At 62.2% G+C, this 18,907-nt stretch carries 25 protein-coding genes; 19 read left to right on the top strand and 6 right to left on the bottom strand.

Translation table 11 applies throughout. From position 1 onward, the window contains the following. Positions 1-877 precede the first annotated feature (877 nt). Complete coding sequence (locus tag AUL38_RS09515) at positions 878-1,240, bottom strand: hypothetical protein (protein ID WP_059061502.1); 363 nt, start codon at positions 1,238-1,240, stop codon at positions 878-880. A gap of 245 nt (positions 1,241-1,485) precedes the next feature. Here AUL38_RS09515 and AUL38_RS09510 point away from each other — a divergent pair, with 245 nt between their 5' ends. From AUL38_RS09510 to AUL38_RS09480, 7 genes are all read left to right on the top strand, one after another. Further along, complete coding sequence (locus AUL38_RS09510) at positions 1,486-2,091, top strand: helix-turn-helix domain-containing protein (RefSeq protein WP_235590676.1); 606 nt, start codon at positions 1,486-1,488, stop codon at positions 2,089-2,091. 64 nt (positions 2,092-2,155) lie between these two features. Next, positions 2,156-3,271, top strand: a complete 1,116-nt coding sequence (locus AUL38_RS09505; protein WP_059061498.1) for an ABC transporter substrate-binding protein — start codon at positions 2,156-2,158, stop codon at positions 3,269-3,271. Between the two features lie 3 nt (positions 3,272-3,274). Next, the gene (locus tag AUL38_RS09500; RefSeq protein WP_059061496.1) at positions 3,275-4,159 is read left to right on the top strand and encodes an ABC transporter permease; all 885 of its coding nucleotides are present in this window, start codon (positions 3,275-3,277) and stop codon (positions 4,157-4,159) included. Next, positions 4,159-4,965, top strand: coding sequence for an ABC transporter permease (locus tag AUL38_RS09495; protein ID WP_083506755.1), 807 nt, complete (start codon positions 4,159-4,161; stop codon positions 4,963-4,965). Before AUL38_RS09500 ends, AUL38_RS09495 begins: the two co-directional genes overlap by 1 nt. Continuing rightward, on the top strand, positions 4,949-5,974 hold the full coding sequence (locus tag AUL38_RS09490; RefSeq protein WP_059061494.1) for an ABC transporter ATP-binding protein: 1,026 nt from the start codon (positions 4,949-4,951) through the stop codon (positions 5,972-5,974). Before AUL38_RS09495 ends, AUL38_RS09490 begins: the two co-directional genes overlap by 17 nt. 97 nt (positions 5,975-6,071) lie before the next feature. Continuing rightward, complete coding sequence (locus tag AUL38_RS09485) at positions 6,072-7,442, top strand: FAD-binding oxidoreductase (protein WP_059061492.1); 1,371 nt, start codon at positions 6,072-6,074, stop codon at positions 7,440-7,442. Between the two features lie 60 nt (positions 7,443-7,502). Further along, positions 7,503-7,856 carry a cupin domain-containing protein gene (locus AUL38_RS09480; RefSeq protein WP_059061490.1) on the top strand — a complete coding sequence of 118 codons (354 nt, stop codon included), beginning with the start codon at positions 7,503-7,505 and terminating at the stop codon, positions 7,854-7,856. A gap of 140 nt (positions 7,857-7,996) precedes the next feature. On the opposite strand, the gene AUL38_RS09475 is transcribed toward AUL38_RS09480, so the two are convergent. From AUL38_RS09475 to AUL38_RS09460, 4 genes are all read right to left on the bottom strand, one after another. Beyond that, entirely contained in the window at positions 7,997-8,557 is a 561-nt protein-coding gene (locus AUL38_RS09475; RefSeq protein WP_235590675.1) for a HEAT repeat domain-containing protein, read from the bottom strand. A 308-nt stretch (positions 8,558-8,865) separates the two neighbouring features. After that, a complete protein-coding gene (locus AUL38_RS09470; RefSeq protein ID WP_059061486.1) occupies positions 8,866-10,038 on the bottom strand; it encodes a tyrosine-type recombinase/integrase in 1,173 nt (390 codons plus the stop codon). A 133-nt stretch (positions 10,039-10,171) separates the two neighbouring features. Next, complete coding sequence (locus AUL38_RS09465; protein ID WP_059061484.1) at positions 10,172-10,624, bottom strand: hypothetical protein; 453 nt, start codon at positions 10,622-10,624, stop codon at positions 10,172-10,174. Next, the gene (locus AUL38_RS09460) at positions 10,625-11,128 is read right to left on the bottom strand and encodes a helix-turn-helix transcriptional regulator (protein WP_083506754.1); all 504 of its coding nucleotides are present in this window, start codon (positions 11,126-11,128) and stop codon (positions 10,625-10,627) included. It lies immediately after the preceding gene. A gap of 130 nt (positions 11,129-11,258) precedes the next feature. Between AUL38_RS09460 and AUL38_RS16860 the strand changes: the two genes are divergently transcribed. Genes AUL38_RS16860 through AUL38_RS09450 form a run of 3 tightly spaced genes read left to right on the top strand, consistent with a single transcriptional unit; the run spans position 11,259 to position 12,504 of the window. After that, positions 11,259-11,465 (top strand): helix-turn-helix domain-containing protein, encoded by a 207-nt coding sequence (locus AUL38_RS16860; protein WP_083506753.1) that lies wholly within the window; start codon positions 11,259-11,261, stop codon positions 11,463-11,465. Beyond that, positions 11,462-11,698, top strand: coding sequence for an AlpA family transcriptional regulator (locus AUL38_RS09455; protein ID WP_083506752.1), 237 nt, complete (start codon positions 11,462-11,464; stop codon positions 11,696-11,698). Before AUL38_RS16860 ends, AUL38_RS09455 begins: the two co-directional genes overlap by 4 nt. Before the next feature lie 11 nt (positions 11,699-11,709). Beyond that, on the top strand, positions 11,710-12,504 hold the full coding sequence (locus tag AUL38_RS09450) for a Rha family transcriptional regulator (protein WP_059061478.1): 795 nt from the start codon (positions 11,710-11,712) through the stop codon (positions 12,502-12,504). 3 nt (positions 12,505-12,507) lie between these two features. Here the strand turns inward: AUL38_RS09450 and AUL38_RS17135 are convergent, their stop codons facing one another. After that, on the bottom strand, positions 12,508-13,059 hold the full coding sequence (locus AUL38_RS17135; RefSeq protein WP_153006546.1) for a hypothetical protein: 552 nt from the start codon (positions 13,057-13,059) through the stop codon (positions 12,508-12,510). Positions 13,060-13,449: 390 nt separating this feature from the next. Here AUL38_RS17135 and AUL38_RS09440 point away from each other — a divergent pair, with 390 nt between their 5' ends. The 9 genes from AUL38_RS09440 (at position 13,450) to AUL38_RS09405 (ending at position 18,860) form a co-directional block, all read left to right on the top strand. Then, positions 13,450-13,686, top strand: coding sequence for a hypothetical protein (locus AUL38_RS09440; RefSeq protein ID WP_059061474.1), 237 nt, complete (start codon positions 13,450-13,452; stop codon positions 13,684-13,686). Further along, positions 13,683-14,072: a hypothetical protein gene (locus AUL38_RS09435; RefSeq protein WP_059061471.1), complete on the top strand. Its 390-nt coding sequence runs from the start codon at positions 13,683-13,685 to the stop codon at positions 14,070-14,072. Before AUL38_RS09440 ends, AUL38_RS09435 begins: the two co-directional genes overlap by 4 nt. 324 nt (positions 14,073-14,396) lie before the next feature. Beyond that, on the top strand, positions 14,397-14,564 hold the full coding sequence (locus AUL38_RS17390; protein ID WP_161937429.1) for a hypothetical protein: 168 nt from the start codon (positions 14,397-14,399) through the stop codon (positions 14,562-14,564). A gap of 431 nt (positions 14,565-14,995) precedes the next feature. Beyond that, positions 14,996-16,267, top strand: a complete 1,272-nt coding sequence (locus AUL38_RS09430) for a hypothetical protein (RefSeq protein ID WP_059061470.1) — start codon at positions 14,996-14,998, stop codon at positions 16,265-16,267. After that, positions 16,264-16,875, top strand: a complete 612-nt coding sequence (locus AUL38_RS09425; RefSeq protein WP_059061468.1) for a YqaJ viral recombinase family protein — start codon at positions 16,264-16,266, stop codon at positions 16,873-16,875. The genes AUL38_RS09430 and AUL38_RS09425 overlap by 4 nt, the downstream gene beginning before the upstream one ends. Before the next feature lie 41 nt (positions 16,876-16,916). Beyond that, a complete protein-coding gene (locus AUL38_RS09420) occupies positions 16,917-17,810 on the top strand; it encodes a hypothetical protein (RefSeq protein WP_153006545.1) in 894 nt (297 codons plus the stop codon). Next, positions 17,692-18,093 (top strand): hypothetical protein, encoded by a 402-nt coding sequence (locus tag AUL38_RS09415; protein WP_153006544.1) that lies wholly within the window; start codon positions 17,692-17,694, stop codon positions 18,091-18,093. The genes AUL38_RS09420 and AUL38_RS09415 overlap by 119 nt, the downstream gene beginning before the upstream one ends. A gap of 112 nt (positions 18,094-18,205) precedes the next feature. After that, positions 18,206-18,604: a hypothetical protein gene (locus AUL38_RS09410; protein ID WP_059061462.1), complete on the top strand. Its 399-nt coding sequence runs from the start codon at positions 18,206-18,208 to the stop codon at positions 18,602-18,604. Further along, positions 18,594-18,860, top strand: a complete 267-nt coding sequence (locus AUL38_RS09405; protein WP_059061460.1) for a hypothetical protein — start codon at positions 18,594-18,596, stop codon at positions 18,858-18,860. Before AUL38_RS09410 ends, AUL38_RS09405 begins: the two co-directional genes overlap by 11 nt. The last annotated feature ends 47 nt before the right edge of the window (positions 18,861-18,907 follow it).

Below are 18,907 nucleotides of genomic sequence, written 5' to 3'. Positions count from 1 at the left end.
AGCGCGAGCGCTGCTTCAGCGGTGTAGGCGCGTCTGGCCATTTCCCCGCCAGTGACGGCCTGGTAGCCGCGGGCGAGGTGTTCGAGTCTGGACGCTTCTCTTATACGGATCTCACGCGTCTGGTCTTCGAGGCCGGTGAGGGCCTCGTCCTGGATCTGCAGTGATTGATTCATGACGGTAGTCAAACACGCACCACCGACATTCAAGCACTCAGGTGTGGCCCAAAACGGGGTCTGTTGAAAAAGATTTTGAATCTTTTTGCCACGCATTCTCCGCCTGTGACACGGCAGAGAGGTGACCGGGCAAAGCGGCATAGGGGCTCTCCAAAAAGGAGGGTTGTGACGGTAATGGCTAGCGGAGTCAGCATGGGTCCGTCCCGAGCTCGACACCGCCGGGTGGGCCACGCCGCCACAACATCAAGGACCGATGGCAGTCTCTTTGGGCTGCGAAAGCAACACGGCCCGGGGTGAAGCGGGGCGGCCCAGGCCAGGGCAGTTCCGGGGGTCGCTGCCGGACTCGATGGCGGTAGAGCTTCTCGGGTGCGCGCTTCTACCTGCCTCGTGGATTTCGCACCGCGGCCAGCTCAAGACTAGATGTTCTATGTAGCTAGGTCGCCGACGCCTGCAGTGTGACTCGATATGGACGGTCTGGAATCGCACTTTCGGGCAACTCACCATGGTGCAGTTCCTAGGAGACCGGATCGGCTCAAGCCGAGGCAAGCTGCTCCCTGCTGTGCTCGCGAGCTACCCAGAGATACCGCGAGCTCCCCAGAAGCGCAGAGAGTTCCGGTGTCCCATGTGGGTGCGCCGGCCCAATGCGATCAAGCAGCCGGTTGTGGGCGTAACGTCAGTGAGCTCGTTGTAGGGCCAGCGTGGGTCTACGCGGCCGTATCCACGGCGCCGAAGAAGCGGCTGCCCACCCCGTAGGTGAACTCGCGTGAGGCGCCCGGCGCTGCCGGTTCTAGCTCGCTCGCGTCGTGGTCGTCGCAGGCGAGCAGTGTGAACTCGGGCCACCACTTCTTCGGGCGAGTAATCTCCTCGACCCCGCAGAGCGCACAGGTGAGCGTCGCCCAGACTGGCTTCTTGCCGGTGCGGTTCGCGCGCGACTGCACCAGCCAGGCCGGGGGGTTCGCCTCAATCTCGGCGAGCTCTGCCCGGCTGATCTGGGAAGGGATCCCGTGGCGCTTCGCCATCTCAAGTGGGATGTCGAGCTGGATCGAAGCTTCAAAGCGGGTAGGCATCACACCAGCGTACGCGGTTTCCGCGGCGGGTCTGCTTGGCCGCGCTGGGAAGGGCTGGGCAGCGCCGGGCTCGGCAGCTTCGGCCTGCCAGTGCAAGGAGTTTGGAGGCGCTTGCGGATTTGCGGAACTCACTGTACGTTTGAACGCATTCCACTGAACACTCTGTTCAGTGAGGAGAACAGCGGTGTTCGACAAAGCGGCCAACTCGGCCAGCGGGGCCCGCTCAGAAGCAGATGAGGATCCGCATGAGTGAAGAACTAGAGCTCGGCCGCCGTATCGCCGAATTCCGCGAGCTGCGCGGGCTGAGCCTCAGGGGCCTCGCGACTGCCGCTGGAGTGAGCTCCAGTTTCCTCAGCCAACTCGAGAACGGTCATTCCAACGCCTCGGTGGCATCGTTGCGCAAGATCGCAGGCGCACTCGGCGTGACCCCGGCGGCCCTGCTCGATGCCTCGAACGGTCACACCCGCGGCGTACTTCGCGGGGCGGATCGACCCACGCTCCCGCTCGACGGTGCGGAGAAGTTCGTGATCTCGCAGGAGCCACTGCGCAATCTCGAAATCTACGCTGGCTCGTTCGCGCCCGGCGGGAGCACCGGCCCCGATGCCTACTCGCACGGCAACGCGCAGGAGTTCTTCATCGTCGTCGCGGGGTCCATCACGCTCGAACTCGGCGCAGAGCGCTACGTCATGCACAAGGACGACTCGATCGAGTTCCTCAGCTCCGTGCCGCACCGCATCGTGAACCACTCCGATGGGCCGGCCGAGGTGCTCTGGATCAACAGCCCGCCGACCGGCGCCGAAGAAGTCCACGCGCCGCTGCCGCCCGAGCCCAACCCGCAGAACCAGGCGTAACCGCGTGCCGGGCTCAGCCTCGGCTCCCAGCCAGATACATCCCATCCACGCAAGGAGATCAAACATGATCAAGAAACAGCGAACCGTGCTCACCACCGTCGGTGGGCTCGCCCTCGCAGCGACCCTCGTTGGCTGCTCCGGCGGCGGTGCCCCGGTCGAGGTCGACCTCGGTTCCGGCCCCGCAGTCGCGGGCACCGTGAAGGAAGGTGCGCTCGACGGAGTTACCCTCACACTGTCGTCGTGGGGCGGTCTGTTCCAGGAGGGCCAGGTTGAGGCGGCATCGGTGCCGTTCGCCAAGGAATCCGGCGCGACGATGCTTGACGACGGCCCGACCGAGTACTCGAAGGTGAAGGCGCAGGTCGAAAGCAAGCAGGTCACCTGGGACATCGTCGACAGTGACATTATCTGGGCAGACATGCAGTGTGGCGAAGACGGCTTGCTCATGGATCTCGATACCACCATCGTCGACACCTCGAACATTCCAGAGGGCCTGGTCGGCGACTGCTACGTGCCTGCCATGCAGTACGGCTACGTCATTATGTACAACAAGGACGCCTATCCCACAGCCCCCACCGGGTGGGCTGACTTCTTCGATACCGAGAGGTTCCCCGGCAAGCGCAGCATCGCCGGCTTCGAGGACATCGGCCCCGGCATCTACGAGGGCGCACTGCTCGCAGAGGGTGTCGCACCCGACGAGCTGTACCCGCTCGACATGGATCGCGTCTACGCGAAGCTCGACGGCCTGCGTGATCACCTCATCTATTGGAAGACCGGCGCCGAGTCGCAGCAGATGATCGAGTCCGGTGATGCTGACATGGCGCTCGTGTGGTCGGGTCGCGGGTTCGGCGCAGTCGAGAACGGCGCGAACTATGCCCCGATCTGGGATCAGTCCCTCGTCGTCGCTGACGCGCTGAGCGTGCCGAAGAATGCGAAGAACCCCGACGCGGCGTTCGCATACATCAACTACTACCTCGGCGCTGAGCAGCAGGCGAAGCTGAGCGAGATCACCTCCTACTCGCCGGTACATAAGGATTCGAAGCCGAACCTCACCGAGCTCGGCCAGGACTACCTCATCACGAACCCGGAGATCGCAGACGTGATGGTGCCAACCGACGCGACCTGGTGGTCGGCAAACTACGACACCGAGCTCAACCGCTGGCTCGATTGGATCCAGGGCTAACCCATGACTGAAACCGCTCTGATCGGAGGGGCGCGACAGCCGAAGTCGCCTCGCGCCTCCTCCGGTCGGGCGTGGCTGCTTCTGCTGCCCGCCTACGCGCTGCTGCTCGGGGTATTTGCATACCCCGTCTTGGACAGCGTCTGGCGAAGCGTCAGTGACCCCACGCTCGGCTTCGACAACTACGCGTGGGCGTTCAGCAACGAGAACAACCTAGGTGTCATCCTCCGCACGTTTAGTAACGGGCTCATCGCCACGGTGATCTGCCTCGCCCTCTCGTATCCGTACGCGTACCTCATGACGATCGTGAGCGCCAAGGCGCGCATGGCGCTTGTGGTCATCGCGCTCATCCCGTTCTGGACCTCGCTCATGATCCGCACATTCGCGTGGATCGTGCTGCTGCAGGACAACGGTGTCGTCAACAACCTGCTGGGTGTGGTCGGGATCGGGCCACTCGAACTCTTGCGTACGAACACCGGTGTCATCATCGGGCTGAGTCAGGTGCTCATGCCGTTCATGGTGCTGCCGCTGTACGCGGTGATGAGCGGCATCGACCTGCGGCTCGTCACGGCCGCGCGCTCGCTGGGTGCCCGCCCGTCGGTCGCGTTCATGAAGGTGTTCGTGCCGCTGAGTATGCCTGGTGTGATCGCGGGCTCGCTGCTCGTCTTCATTCAGGCGCTCGGGTTCTACGTCACGCCCGCGCTCCTCGGATCTCCGTCCGACAGTATGCTCGCTCAATCGATCTACGCACAGGTCTCAGGCTTGCTTGAGTGGGGTCGAGGCGGAGCACTCGGGGTGATCTTGCTCGTCATCACGGTCGTGTTGCTCGGCATTATTGGTCTCATCGCCACGCTGAGCAGCCGCAAGGGCATCAAAGTGAAGGTGCTGTAATGCTGAAAACACATCCCGTTACCCGGGTGATCCTCTGGATCGTCGCGATGATCGTCGCTGTATGGCTCGTCGCCCCCAGCCTCATCGTGATCCCGCTCAGCTTCACCGACAAGGCCTCACTCGTCTTCCCGCCGACAGGCTGGTCGCTGCGCTGGTATGAGTCGTTCTTTACGAACCCGCAATGGACCGCGGCGCTCGGCAACTCCCTGCTCATCGGCCTCCTCGTCGCGGCACTCGCAACCCTGCTCGGTCTGTTGGCTGCGTTGGGGCTGCGGCAGATGGCGAATAAGAAGCTCATTGCGGGCCTCACGTTCGGGCTGCTCGCGCCAATGGTTGTTCCCGGAATCGTCGTCGCGATCGGCCTGTACGCAGTGTTCCTGAAGCTCGGCCTCGTCGGTACGCTGCTCGGCTTCGTGCTCGCGCACACCGTGCTTGCGTTGCCCTTCACCGTTGTTGCGATCACCGCGGGGTTCGCGGGCTTCGACTCCCGCCTCGAGCAGGCATCGATGAGTCTCGGCGCCGACCGCGTCACCACGTTTCTGAAGGTGACCCTGCCGAATATCGTGCCCGGGATGGTGTCGGGCGCGCTGTTCGCGTTCGTTACCTCCTTCGACGAAGTGATGCTTTCCCTCTTCATTAAGAGTCCATATCTGAACACGCTGCCCGTGATGATGTACGCCAGCGTCACCCGAGACACGGATCCGACGCTCGCCGCTGCGGCCACCGTGATCCTCCTCATTGTTACCGCCCTCGTCATCTTGGGGCTCACCCTCTCCGGAAGGAAAAAGCGTGTCCGAGCACAGTAACCGCGGAGCGGAGATCCGCCTCGACGGCGTCTCCAAGCACTACCCGAAATCGATCGCGCTCGACAAGGTCAGCCTGACGGTTGAGCCGGGGGAGTTCATGACGTTCCTGGGCCCCTCTGGCTCGGGCAAGACGACCACCCTTAACCTCATCGCGGGCTTCACCGACCTCACGACCGGCAGTGTGCGCATTGACGGCAAGCAGATGGACGACGTGCCGGTGCATAAGCGCGACCTTGGCATCGTGTTCCAGCACTACGCGCTGTTCCCGCACATGAGCGTCTTCGACAACGTCGCGTTCCCGCTGCAGCGCCGCAAGACCCCGAAGGCCCAGGCCACACAGATGGTGCATGAGGCGCTTGAGACCGCTGGTCTGTCCGGATTTGCGGATCGGTTCCCCGGCGAGCTTTCGGGCGGTCAGCAGCAGCGCGTTGCGCTCGCCAGGGCGCTCGTGTTCCAGCCGAAGGTGTTGCTGCTCGATGAGCCGCTCGGCGCACTCGACAAGAACCTGCGTGAGCGGCTGCAGCTCGAGCTGCGCCGGATCCACCGCGACGTCGGCCGTACGTTCGTGTTCGTGACGCATGATCAGGAGGAGGCGCTCACGCTCTCCGACCGCATCGCCGTGTTCAACGAGGGGCGGATCGAGCAGGTCGGCACCGCGAAGGAGCTGTACGAGAACCCGGCTTCGAAGTTCGTGGCAGGCTTTATTGGCGAATCCACGATGGTGCCCAGCGCCACCGGCCGCGAGGTGACGGTCGTCCGCCCGGAGAACGGTGAGCTGTTCCCGGTGGGTGCTGACCTGCCGCTCGGCTACCGCGCGGTGCCTGTGACCGTCCGCCAGTCCGTCTATCTGGGCTCCGGCTGGAAGCACGAGATCGTGCTCGACGGTCAAGACAGCGACGACGCAGCCGGCGTGATCCGCGGGGCTGAGCAGCTCGACTGGCTCGGCACCGGCAACACCCCAGCACAGCTCGCCTGGCGCCCCGAGCGCGTCACCGAGCTCGCCGCCTAGCGTCGCCTCCCGCCGCTCGCACAGCGGCCGCACAATGCCATCGGGCACCACACTGCCCGGAACTACCCACCGGCGCTCGCGCCAGGAAAGAAGCATCATGATCAACGGCAACGTATCCCACTGGTGGCAGCAGATCGGCGCGCCAAAGCCGCGCCCGGAGCTGCCAGGATCGATCACCGCCGACGTCGCCATCGTCGGTGGTGGCTACACGGGGCTGTGGACGGCCTACTATCTTAAGCAGCAGAAACCCGAGCTGAAGGTCGTCGTCATCGAGCAGCGTCACATCGGGTACGGCGCTTCGGGTCGTAACGGCGGGTGGCTGACGAACGCGATCACCGGTGGCCGCGAGCAGTATGTGAAGACGCACGGCCGCGACGCCGCCGAGCGGTTCCAGGTCGCCATGAATGAGACCGTCGACGAAGTCATCCGGGTTGCCGCAGCGGAGGGCATCGACGCCGACATCATGAAGGGCGGTGAGTTCAACGTCGCGTACACGCCCGCGCAGGAGACTCGGATCCGCGAGTTTGCCGCAGCCGAGCAGCAGTGGAAGTCGGCCGATCTCGAGTTGCTCGAGGCACCAGAGGCGATGGCGAAGATCAACGTCGCGAACACCCGCGCCGCCGTGTGGCACCCGCACGCCGCACGGATTCAGCCCGCGAAGCTCTCGGCCGGCCTCGCCGACGCAGTAGAGCGGTTGGGCGTCGAGATTTACGAGAACACCCGCGCCGTCGAGATCACCCCGCGGACGGTCCGCACCACCCACGGCACGGTCACGGCTGATTTCGTGGTGCGCGCGACCGAGGGGTTTACCGCAGGGCTGAAGGGTCTGAAGCGGCTCTGGCTGCCGATGAATTCCTCGCTGATCGCGACCGAGCCGCTCGACCAGTCGGTCTGGGACGAACTGGGCTGGAACAAGGGGGAGGTGCTCGGCGACTTCGCGCACGTGTACATGTACGCCCAGCGCACCGCCGATGACCGCATCGCGATCGGTGGGCGCGGCGTGCCTTACAAGTGGGCCTCCGGCGTCGACCTCGACGGCGAGACCCCGCCTGCGACCGCGAAGACGCTCTCTGACATCATGCATCGGTTCTTCCCGGCGACGCGTGGCGCCAAGGTCGACCACCTGTGGTCTGGCGTGCTGGGCGTGCCGCGCGACTGGGCGGCCACCGTGGGGCTGGATCGCGAGACCGGCCTGGCCTGGGGCGGCGGGTATGTCGGCACGGGCGTCACGACGACGAACCTCGCCGGCCGCACCCTCGCCGATCTGATCCTTGGCAACGACACCGACATTACGCATCTGCCGTGGGTCGGGCACCAGGTGCGTAAGTGGGAGCCCGAGCCGCTGCGTTGGATCGCAACGAAGGGGCTCTACACGGCATACGGCATCGCCGACCAGACCGAGCTCAACGGCCGCAAGAAGACGTCACCGATCGCAAAGATCGCGGACGTCGTGACCGGGCGCGCCTAGCGCCACCGGCGCGCGCCGCCCGCACACCCAGACCCACCCACGAGAAAGAACGAGAACACCATGAGCAATAGCGAGACCGTAGTGCTGCACGACGCTGGCAGCGCGACCCTTGGGGACTTCGGTCCGAAGCCGACCGCAATCACCGAGGGACTGAAAGAGGCCTCTCTTGCGATCTGGTCGGGTGGGAAGACCTCGACTGGGCTGTGGGCCTCAGAGGTGGGCAGTTTCACCGCGGAGCGCGTGGGCTACTCCGAGATCTGCTACTTCATCGAGGGCTCGGTCACCGTTGAAGCTGAGGGCGAAGCACCCATCAAGTACGGCCCCGGCGACATCATGGTCATGCCTTCCGGCTGGAAGGGCACCTGGCACGTGCACACGCCGGTGCGGAAGCACTTCACCGTCATCGACGACTAGCGGTCATCGCCCGCGGGCTGTGGCCGGCAGCCAGCGGTTACAGCCAGCTGGCTGCCCCACGCTCGGGCACGATCACACCAATCGACCCCGGCTCCCGAAGCAGATCACTGCTCTGGGAACCGGGGTCGATGCACGCCAAGCTATCGTGTGCTCGGGAACCGCGAGCGTAGGGCGTCGATACCCTGCTGGGCGCTGCGACGTACCTCAAGCACCGGATCCTTCGTGAACGCACGAAGGCCCTCGAGATCGTCCGGGTTTCCGACCGCACCGAGGGCGCGGGCGGCGGCTGCGCGGACGCGCGGGGTACCGTCTGCGGTGAGGGCCAGGAGTTCGTCTGCGGCGGGGAGCCCCCGTGAGGCGATGACGCGGCAGCCCATTTCCCGCACGCGCCAAGCCGGGTTCTTCAGGGACTCCAGCACCGGCGAAATTGCCGTATCGGACCAGACGTGCTGCAGGGCCCGAAGACCCCACAGCTCCGGCCAATACAGCACTGGTGCGCCGTTCAAGATGCCCTGCGCGTGCTCGCCGCCGACGTAGAGCAGGAACTCCTCGCCCTCGTAGCGCCCGTCCATCAGCGAGATCGAGCGGGCAACCACCTCTGCCTCGCCGTAGTGTTCAACCGCCTTGGCGATTCGCTGCGCAACCGGCAGATCGAGGGTTGCCTGGGGGAATGATGGACCTTGCTGAGAGTTTTCTGGCACGTCCCCAATCATAGGCACCCGGTTGGCGCGGTTGCGGTGAACGCACACAGGGGAGAGAAGTCGTGTTCGCCCACCTCCACATGCTGACGAAAACACCCCCAGCCTGAGGAGCTCAATCCTGGGCTGAGGGTGATTCGTTCTGTGCGCGAGGGGGGACTTGAACCCCCACGTCCGAAGACACTGGAACCTAAATCTAAAAGTACTGCTTTGCTGTAGAAGGTTTGCCGCGGTTTCATGCGGAAGCTGCCGGATTTGATTGGCTCTAGTCGGGCCGCATCAGGTGCCATAAGGTGCACGATAAGGTGCAGCTATTCCTGCTTAGCTTCCTGCTCCATGTGCCGCGTCTCGATCAAGTCGGCCAGTGACCTCTTCCTCTCCTCGACGGCGTGAGTGTAGACCGAGAGCGTGAGCGCGGGGGAGGAGTGCCCCATCATGTCGGCAACAGATACCACGTCGGCGCCAGCGCTGATGGCCATAGACGCCGCCGTGTGGCGGGCCGTATAGCGGCGAGTGTGGGGCACCCCTGCGCGCACCAATAGAGCTTTCCACTCCTTGGCATCCGCAGTGGGGCGCAGTGGCGTGCCATCAGCGCGGGTGAAGCACCATGCGTGCGGCTGGCCGTCTGGCTCCCACAGTTTCCAGTCGCTACCCTTTTCGGCCCGCTCTATCATCTGGTTCTGACGCGTCTCCTTCAGCATCTCCATGATGCGAGGTGGCGCTGCGATGACGCGCCCGCCAGCTTTCGTCTTTGTGGCATGTTCAAGCTGCGCCCCCTTGCCGACGATCTGCAGAATCTCTTGTTCGACAGTGATCGTCTTGTTCTCGAAGTCAACGTGTTTCCACTCGAGCGCGATGGCTTCGCCTGGTCGAAGACCGAGGTCGAGAGACATGTGCCATCGGGCTTGAAAGCGGTCCCCAATGAGCGCCTTGTGGACTGCCGCCACATCTGCCTCGCTCATGGTTGTGGTGTTTGGTTTTGCTCGTTGTGGTGGCTTGACTAAGGCTGCCACGTTTCGCCCGACGTGGCCACGCCAGACAGCGTGCTTTAATGCCGCGCGAATGATTGAATGCGCCTGCCTTTGGGTCGAGCCCGACTTCTTGTCGGCAGCCATTCCCGCATAGAACAATTCGAGGTCATCCATGGTCAGCTTGTCAATCCGTTTGCTGCCAAGCTTCGGCTTGATGTACTTCTCGATGTAGATGCCGTAGATCCCATTCGTGGAGTCGCGTCGGTCAGTGCTGGTGACATTCATCCAGTGATCGAGCCAAGCGCCCAAGGTGGGCACCTTGCCAGCGACAAGATGTCCGTTGTCTCGCTGATTCAGGAGCGCACGCCGTTTGCGGGCAGCCTCGGCCTTATTGGACGCCGAGAAATACTTTCGTTTGCCGTCCACCGGCACATAGCCGCGCCACTTCCCATCGGCGGTCTGGAAGAACGTGCCCTCGCCTTTGGCCGCGCGGGTTTGCTTTTGCTCACTCATTGGGCGCCCCCTTGAGCAGGGCGATCGACTAACCTGTTATCCATCGGATTGCCTTTCGTGGTGATTCGATGCTGGCCCTCAAGGTGTCTTCTGTTTGGCGACGGGGACACCTTGGGGGCTTCTTTTGTTTGGTCTAGAGGCGGAGGCCGTTTCTCCTCATTCGGGCATAGAGGCGCATCACGTCCTCGGTGACAGTGAGGCCTCGGGCGATCCCTCTGAGGTCGCCGTGGTCTAGGTGGAGCTCTGCGATCCGGGAGGGGCGAACCATGCGCAGAGTCGAGACGCGGTTGGCGCGGGCCTCCTCGCGTGCAGACTTGCCGCGGTCGCAGTTCTCGAAGTGCACAAGTTCGTGAGCGATCGCACACCGCTCCACGTCTTCGGGGAGTCCCGGCTGGAAGAAGATCGCGTGCAGTTCGTGAGAGTATGCCGCCACGATGCCACTGGGGAGCGTCGTGTTTGACTTGAGAGGTGCCCCCAGCAGGGCGGCGTGCTCCCACGGGTCATAGTCCGCGACGTGCGGCGCATCCTCAAACCCGCGGACACCATACATGTTGGTATCCGGCGGGGTTGCAAGGGCTATGAGCAATTAATCCTCCTGGTCTTGGGATTCGTTTTCGTAGTCGGGGTGGTCTTGGTCAGTGACGGTCGAATTGTCAATGGTGGCAGCGAGGGCGAAGTTGCCTTGGCTGAGGTCGACCTCGTGTAGATCAACATCTTGGCCCGAGCTACGGACATTGGAAGCGTCCACGAGCTCCTGCGTGACTGCCGCGACTGCGGCCTGGCCTGCGGGTGCGCGCCGCTCTGCGGGGAGGCTGTCCATGATGCCGCCAACGATGGCGAGCCACTGCTCTGTTTCTGGGGTGAAGGTTGTGGGTGTGATGTCTGCACCGAGCACCTCGAAAATCTTGCGGAGGTTGTCCATTTGGGGGACTGATCCGCGTTCGATGTTCGAGAGGGTCTGGCGTGAGATTCCAGACAGCTTTGCCAACTCCGCTTGCTTTAGTCCAGCCGCGCTTCTGAGGCTTGCGACCTGTCCGGCGAGCTTCTTTCGCTCATCGAAGGGCAAGTTTGGCAAATTCTTTTTTGACATGCCTTTAGCGTATCAAGTCAATGAAATGCACACAAGTCGGTGGCCTGATTTGACATGGGTCAAGTTTCGGGAATGACAATGTTGTAATTTGGCTTGCTTTCGTGTCAAGTAGTGTGGCAATCTACTTGACATGACGAAGCAAGCGCAGCCCCTCGGGGCAATGATTAGGGGCCTCCGGGATATGGCGGGCCTCACACTGAAAGAAGTTGCCACTGGTGCCGACACGTCAGTGTCCTACCTCTCCAAGGTTGAGACGGGCGTGTTCGTCCCCTCAAAGGGGTACGTGGCCAGAGTGGTCGCCTATATCTCCTCCTCGATGCTGGCGGAAGCAGCATGACCGTGGAAGTGGAGCGGCAGTACAGCGTGAAGTCAGCTGCTGACCTACTCGATGTCTCGATCGACTACGTATATGCGCGACTCGAAGACGGTGAACTGCCCCGCCGACTAGACCTCGGAGGTGGGAAAGCCAAGTACCGCATCCCAGCTTCTGACCTTCAGCGCTTCATCGACTCGCGTACAACAAGCAAAAAGCCCGGTGCTGGAACACCGGGCCAGAACATCAACGCCTAGGAGGGCAACCAATGTCTGAGGTACAGACTATCAACATCATCGAAGATGCGGACGGGGAACTTCGTGTCTCGTCGCTGATCATCGCCGGCCGCACCGAGAATCAGCACGCCTCGGTTATGCGTATCGTTCGCGATCGACAAGCAGAGCTCGAGGAGTTCGGCTTGGTCGGATTTGAAATCGCACCAAGAATGTCGGGCCAGCACGGCGGCGGGGACACCATGTACGCGTTGCTCAATGAACCGCAGTCCACGCTGCTGATGACGTTCATGCGGAACAGTCCCGTCGTGGTCGAGTTCAAGGTGGAGCTGGTCAAGCAGTTCTTCGCGATGCGTCAGGCGCTCGCCGTCCCGCAGCACGCGCTCCCGCAGACCTACTCCGAAGCGCTTCGCGAACTCGCCGCCACCGCGGAGAAGAACACCGAGCTGGCTCAGAAGATCATCGATGACGAGCCGAAGGTCGACTACGTGGAAACCTTCGTGGCTGATGAGGATCTTCGCATTCTCCGCAACGTCGCGAAGTCGCTCGGCATGGGAGAAGAGGAACTCCGCACGGATCTGATGGCGCGGAACTGGATCTATCAGGAGAAGTCGACGCGCTGGTCCGAGAAGGAACAGAGGAAAGTTCCACACAATCGGTATTCGGCGTATTCGGGCAAGACGAACTACTTCATACCGGTCCCGACGCATGACGCGCCCCGCTTCAAGGGCGAGGTTATGCACACGCTGAAGGTGACGCCGGCTGGCGCTGTAGCTATCGCGCGACTGTACGGTAGGCACCTCGCCGCGGTTGAGGCGGTGTCGGCATGAGTGCTATTGCTCGTACCCTACAGCGCGTACGGGATCGGCTGTTCCCACAGTTCGCTGCACGACTGACGGATGACGAACTGATGCTCGTTTTTTCCAGAAGTGAACCCAAGGAAAGATGGCGGATCTCCTCAGATCAAATGCCTGCAGGGACTCAGGAAGCACTAGCAGCGCTTTGGGCCGCGGACGAAACCCGGTGTCAGAGACCCAGTAGTACACCACACGCGGCTCATAGTCATGATCTGGGAGGCGAGGTTCGGCAAAAATGAAGGACCGAAACATGGGTTCAGACTCCGCTGCGAAGTATGCGACAGGGGTGTCGTCGTACGGGCCGATTACGGGGTTGGCAGAAACCTTCAAATCGTTGCAAGTAATGCTGCCCATGGCGCGAATTTGGATGCCATACACCTGGGTTCCGGCTGGTGAATGTTCGGCCTTCACGATCTCGAAGTGGATGCGCCCGTGTGAACGAGTAGCTGCCGTGATCGTCAACTGGATTATCACCCCGATTGCGGCAATCGCTCCAAATATTGCCCCTGCGATTACCCAAGCGTTCATTCCCAAACTCTAGCTAATCCATAGCTGCAGTGCCGTTTCGACGGTACGTGAGCTGCTGCATACCCAAAATCAGCCCTCCGTTGGTCTTTACGGCACACACAACGGCAGGGCACGGCCTAAATGGCTCACATCTACATAGCTCGCTCGAATTCCGATGGCCACCAAGGTCCCGGTCCCAGAGAGACGAGTGCTTCATAAGACCTAGACCCTTTCGATCAGCCTGTGGTGGCGCTGTAGGGGTGCGGGGAAGGAAAGTCTGGCCGGTATGTCCCGGCAGCGAAATAGGCGGCGCTTGGTGCCGTGTGATGTCTGGGCTACCCGGTCACACGCGAGGTTCGAACCCTCGACCGCCACGACAGAACGTCACAACAACAAGGAAGAAGGTATGTCATGACAGAAGCCGTTATTTGGCTCGTCGTCTGGGTGATCTTGACGGGCGCCGGTATGTGGGTTGCCGTCGCGCTCGGCACACTGCTGGGAGCTGGCATCGCGGCGGCGCTGGATAGTGTTTGGCCGGTTCCAGCGTTTGTGTTCATTGGCTGGCTGGGTGCTATCGCCTGGCTGGTCTTCGGCGCGGTTCACGTCGTCTTGCAGATCATCGACGTTGTGCAGCGGGTGATCGCATGAGCACGCGGCGAAAAGTCCTCGCTCTTCTCGGAGGTGCTGCGGTCGCGGCTGTGGCGCTGACTGGCTGCACTGACGCTGATGTTGCGACGCACAACCTCAGCCGGGACGCTGACAACTTCAAGGTTGATCGGCGCGTGGTGTTCTTCAACGGCATCACTGACGAGTATCTGCTCACAATCGAGGGGCGTTGCGCGATCACGGATCAGGAGATCCAGCTCGAGGTCATCTGCAAGGTGGACGAGGACCGCTACAAGAAGCACTTCTTGGGCCTCTCGGATAACGTGTCGTACTTTGTGGAGCAGCTTGAGCCGCGTGAAGCGAGCGCGAGTAACTACAAGGTGGTCTTCAAGCCGTCCACAATCCTCCCGGATATCGAGATCCGGTAGTTGAGTTCGCCCGTGAGCCTGTGATCGGTTGTGGAGGCGGAGTACCTCCCACGGGCACGAAAGACCCCTACTGGGGCGAGCGGTCGGGTAGCCGCTGACGGGAACGCCTGCGTATGCGGGATCGCCTAGACAAGCCGCGGTGCGATGGAACGACGCATCCGGCACTACCCGCACCACCCCCTCTCAATGCCAGCGCATACACGCCCCACACGCTCACTGACATAGACGTGAGGCGTTCCATGGCAGCCAGCAACCATACGTGGTCGTGTGCGGGATCAACACCCGCTGAGAGGACCAGACAGAAACATGAAAGGAAGTGCACACATGCAAGCACCCGCAGAAACTTTCGCGCTGCTCCTCGAATGCAAAGCGAAGCACGATGAGGACAAGTTGCTCGAGCTGATGCTGCGCGAGGCACGCGACGAAGAAGCCGTCGTGCTCGAATTCGTGGTCACCAGGGCCGCCCACCTTCTGGGGGTGGATCTTGGTTGATTACGTCCCGTGGTCGGTCCCGATCGCCACGACTTTGTACGTCGCCGCTCACATGCTGCTGGAAGACAACCAGCGACGTGGGCGGCATTACTTTTCCCGATTCAAGAAGCGTTTAGGAGCAAGGCGATGACGAAGACAGAACCCCGAGAGAAAGAAGTACCAACGACCGGCTGCCTGCGCTGCCCGCAACGCGTCCCCGCAAGCTACCGGCGATCCACGTCGCCGCAAGCGAAGAAGCTATGCCGTGACTGCCGGTACGTCCTCGGACGTGCCGAGTCCAAAAGGTACGTCGCCTGATGGGACTACCCGACTGCCCTGCGCACTTCTGCCCACGGGTTGACCACACCGAATGCTGGCGGGACTACACCCGCCAAGAAGACACCACCAACGACCGCCCTACCCGGGGCGGTTTCTAGTTTCAGGAGATATCCATGCAGACATTCAAGATCACTGACTACAAGGGCATCAGCGGCACTGTGGAAGTGTCCACGGACGGCGGATCAGTCATCGTGCAGGGCCGCAACGCTGCCGGCAAGTCATCATTCATCGACGGCATCACCGAGCTGTTCGATGCCCGAGGCATCCGGCTCACACCGCATCCGATCAACGAGGACGCGCAGGAAGCGAAGGCCGAGTTCATCGACACTGCCCTAGACGTGAAGATCGTGCGCGAGTGGAAGCGCGGCAAGGACGGCAAGATCGTGTCGAAGCTTTCCGTGTACGCGCTCGACGGTGCGAAGCACGCGAAGCCTGCTGAGGTGATCGCGGAGCTCACGGGCGGCCTGATCTTCGACCCGTCGAAGTACTTGCTGATGGATCCGAAGCCGCAGCGCGACATGCTGCTCCGCAAGGTCGAGCTGCCGTTCGACCTTGACCAGCTCGAAGGTGAGGAGCGCGCCGCCGAGGAAGAACGGTTGAAGCTGGGGCAGGTTGCCCGGGCGGCTGAGGGCGCGGTGACGAACGCTCACCGCCCAGAACCGGGCACACCGCTCGCGCCGGTATCGACTGTCGAGCTCGTCGCGAAGCTGGACGAGGCCCGCGCCCACAACGCGAATGTTACGCGCGCTGCTGACCTTGTGACGGAGCTCGGGAAGCAGATCGTGGGCATCGACAACCGGCTCGCGGAGTTGCGCCGGCAGATCGAAGAGCTCGAGGGGGAGCGGTTCAGTCTCGAGCAGCGCGCCGCCGAAGCGCACCAGACGGCATCCGAAGGGGTGCTGATCGACACGACCCAGCTTGAAGCGCAGCTCGCGAACGTCGACCACGTGAACCGTGAAGTGCAGGTAGGGGAGATCTTCCGCGCGCTCGAGGAAGAGGCAGACTTCAAGCGGCGCGAGTGGGAAGTCGCTGACGCGGCGGTGAAGGAGATTCAGCAGCGCAAGGCTGACGGCCTCAAGGTTGCAGTGTTCCCGCACCCGTCACTGTCGGTATCCGAAGACGGGGTGCTGTTTGACGGTGTGCCGTTCTCGCAGCTCAACCAGGGGCAGCGTGAGGAAGCGGCGTTCGCGATCGCCACTGCCGGCAACCCGGACCTGAAGCTCGTGATCGTGAAGAACGGCGACATGATGGACGAGGTCACCCTCGCGCACATCGACAAGCTGGCGCTCGAGCGCGGGTACACGGTACTGATCGAGCGCGGCCGCCCGGACGTGGGCGGGCTCGTGGCGACGTTCGTTGAGATGGTCGACGGGCAGGCGGCGTGACATGGCGTGACCGCATCATCGTTGACGGGGCGGATCGTGCGCAGTGGCTGAAAGCCAGAAAGTCGATGATCGGCGCATCGGCCGCGAAAGGGTTTGCGAACCCAGCATCGGTCGAAAAATACGTGGCTGCGAAGCTCCGCCCCAAGTCGTTCTTCGGGAACGAAACCACAAGGTCGGGACACCGGTGGGAGCCGATGATTCTCGCCTACCTCGGGGTGCCGGAGAACAAAGCGTTCGTGCGGTCTCCATCGCACGATCGGTTCGCGTGCACCCCGGATGGGATCTCTGACGAGGATCCGTTCACCCTCGCTGAGGTGAAGACGAGGCACGGGGTGATCAAGCCGAACCCGGATGCGGGGGAGTGGCGGCAGCTCGCGTTCCAACTGTTCTGCTTCCCCGAAGCGGAGCGAGTCCTGTTCGGCACCCTCACGCTGGTGCGTGGCGAACACGACGAATGGGTGGAGCGTAAGGGCGGTTATTCACGTCTTGAGGTGCCGCGTGACCACCCGAGAATCGTCGCCGCGACGGAGCTCATTATTCCGATCGCTGAACAAGTAGTGGCCGCGCTCGACGCTGCCAAAGAAGCAATGAAAGAGAGTCCGTTTTGAGCGAAATAGTTGCGTACCAGGCAGCAAGCCTGACAGAGCGAATGAAGTATTCCCAGACGCTCGCCCACGCCGGAGACCTCATCCCCAAGGGCCTGTGGTCGCCAACGACTCGGCCTGACGGGGGTCCCGGCGCTCCCGCCCCGTCGCCCGGGAAGATCCTGCTTGTGATGGAGACAGGCGCGATGCTCGGCTTGAACCCGATGGCAGCACTGCAAGGAATCGACGTGTTCGAGGGCAAGGCGACGATCTCTCCCCAACTCATGTCGGGGCTAGTTCGAGCTGCTGGGCACAAGATCGAGATCCACTCGGAAGGCGAGATCACCGCGGGAGACTTCACCGTGAAGGTGACGCTCACGCGCTCTGACGACGGCACTGTGTACGAGTCGTCGTGGGATCCGCGCCGTGCCGAGCGTGCGGGGCTTTGCGCCTACAAGCAGGTATCCGGGAAATGGCAGGTCGTTGCCCAATCCAAGAACGGATCCCCGAAGCCTTGGCAGTCTTACCCGGAGACGATGTGCAAGTGGCGTGCGCTCGGTGACGTGTGCCGCGAGGGTGCCGACGATGTCCTGAAAGGCATCGCATACACGCGTGAAGAGATCGAGTCGGAAGTGTCGGTCGCTGAGGATCCTGTGCCCGAACCCACTGAGGATTGGGAAGCGCAGTTTGATGCTGCCCAGTCTGTCGAGGAGGTCAACCAGATCTCAGAGAGGATCCGCGCCAAGGGCGAAGGGTCCGACGCGCTCAAGGTGAAGCGTGCTGCACGCCTGGGCCTACTCGAGGCCGAGGCGAACACTGTCGACGCGGAGGAGGTGACTGATGACGGACAACGATCTGACGCGCAGAGCGGAGCAGATGCGGACGTTCCAGCCGGCGAACCCGGTGGAATTGGAACGGCAGATACAGGAGGGGAACAGTCTTCTGGAAACGCTGAATGAGGCGCTCACTGACGTGAACGACCGAAGGTATGCGGCCGAGGCTGAGTATCTTGAGGCGTTCAATTTGTCGATCGACAGGTGGATGAGCGATGGGATTTCGGCTACTCAGGCTCGAGCTAAAGCGAATGTGGAGGCTCTTCCGCAATACCGGTCGTGGCTTGCCTTGAAAGGTGAGTATCACCAGCTTGAAGGCTTATCGAAAGCGCTCACGACACGGATCTATAGCTTGCTGAACATCAACAAGGGTGTTCAGGCGGCCTACAACACGCATAGGGGGCCGTGATGGACGAACGATTCAGCCCGGTCGTCGGGTGCAGCAAATGTGATGGCTCGGGCGATGTCCCGGGCCTTTCTCGTCGGTGCGTGTGCACCACACAACCAATGGAGGTAACAGCATGAATGGGAAACAGCGCTTGGAACGCGCAATCGAGAACGTAAACAATGCGGTCGCTGAGCTTGAGCGAACCCGTGAGGTAGTGGAGGCTGCAGCGACAAAAACCGCTGAGGTGCTCGCTATTGCACAGTCGCTCGGCGTCCGCACTGTGTCGATTGGAGTGGTGACGCCACTTGTCGGGAACGAGAGGTGGTCGTTTTCGGCCTCCGGTTCGATCTTCACTCCTCTGGAAACTCGAATCGACGGCTGGCCCGCTGCATGGCGGATCGCTGAACAGGCTGGGATCGGCGCTGGAGCTGGCAACACTGGGCAGCATCAGATCATGCACGACTCCACGATTGACGGGGTTTACAGGTGCGTGAATGGGCAGTGGGAGCGGGTGAAGAAGTATGACCAGTGACCGTATCGACCACGCAGCAGAAGCGCGACGACTGCAGGGCGGGGCACGCACGATAGTCCGCGCGATGAAGGGCGACCCTGCACTCCAGCCACACATGGCCGTAATCATCATGCTCGACGATGCACGCCTCGAAGCTCAGCTTGAGATCGCTGAACAGCTGCGCATCGGGAACATTCTCAAGGTAGACGAGATGTACCTTCGCGCTGACTACGAACCTGACGAAGAGATCCGTGAGGCGTTGGGGATCCGTGAGTAGGCCGCCTGGTCAGAAGCTCCCGAAGCTCACCAACAAGCAGGAGCGTG

The sequence above is a fragment of the Leucobacter sp. G161 genome (assembly GCF_001482305.1).
In the GTDB taxonomy this organism is placed as follows: Bacteria; Actinomycetota; Actinomycetes; order Actinomycetales; family Microbacteriaceae; genus Leucobacter.
This window is presented reverse-complemented; position numbering and strand designations above follow the sequence as displayed.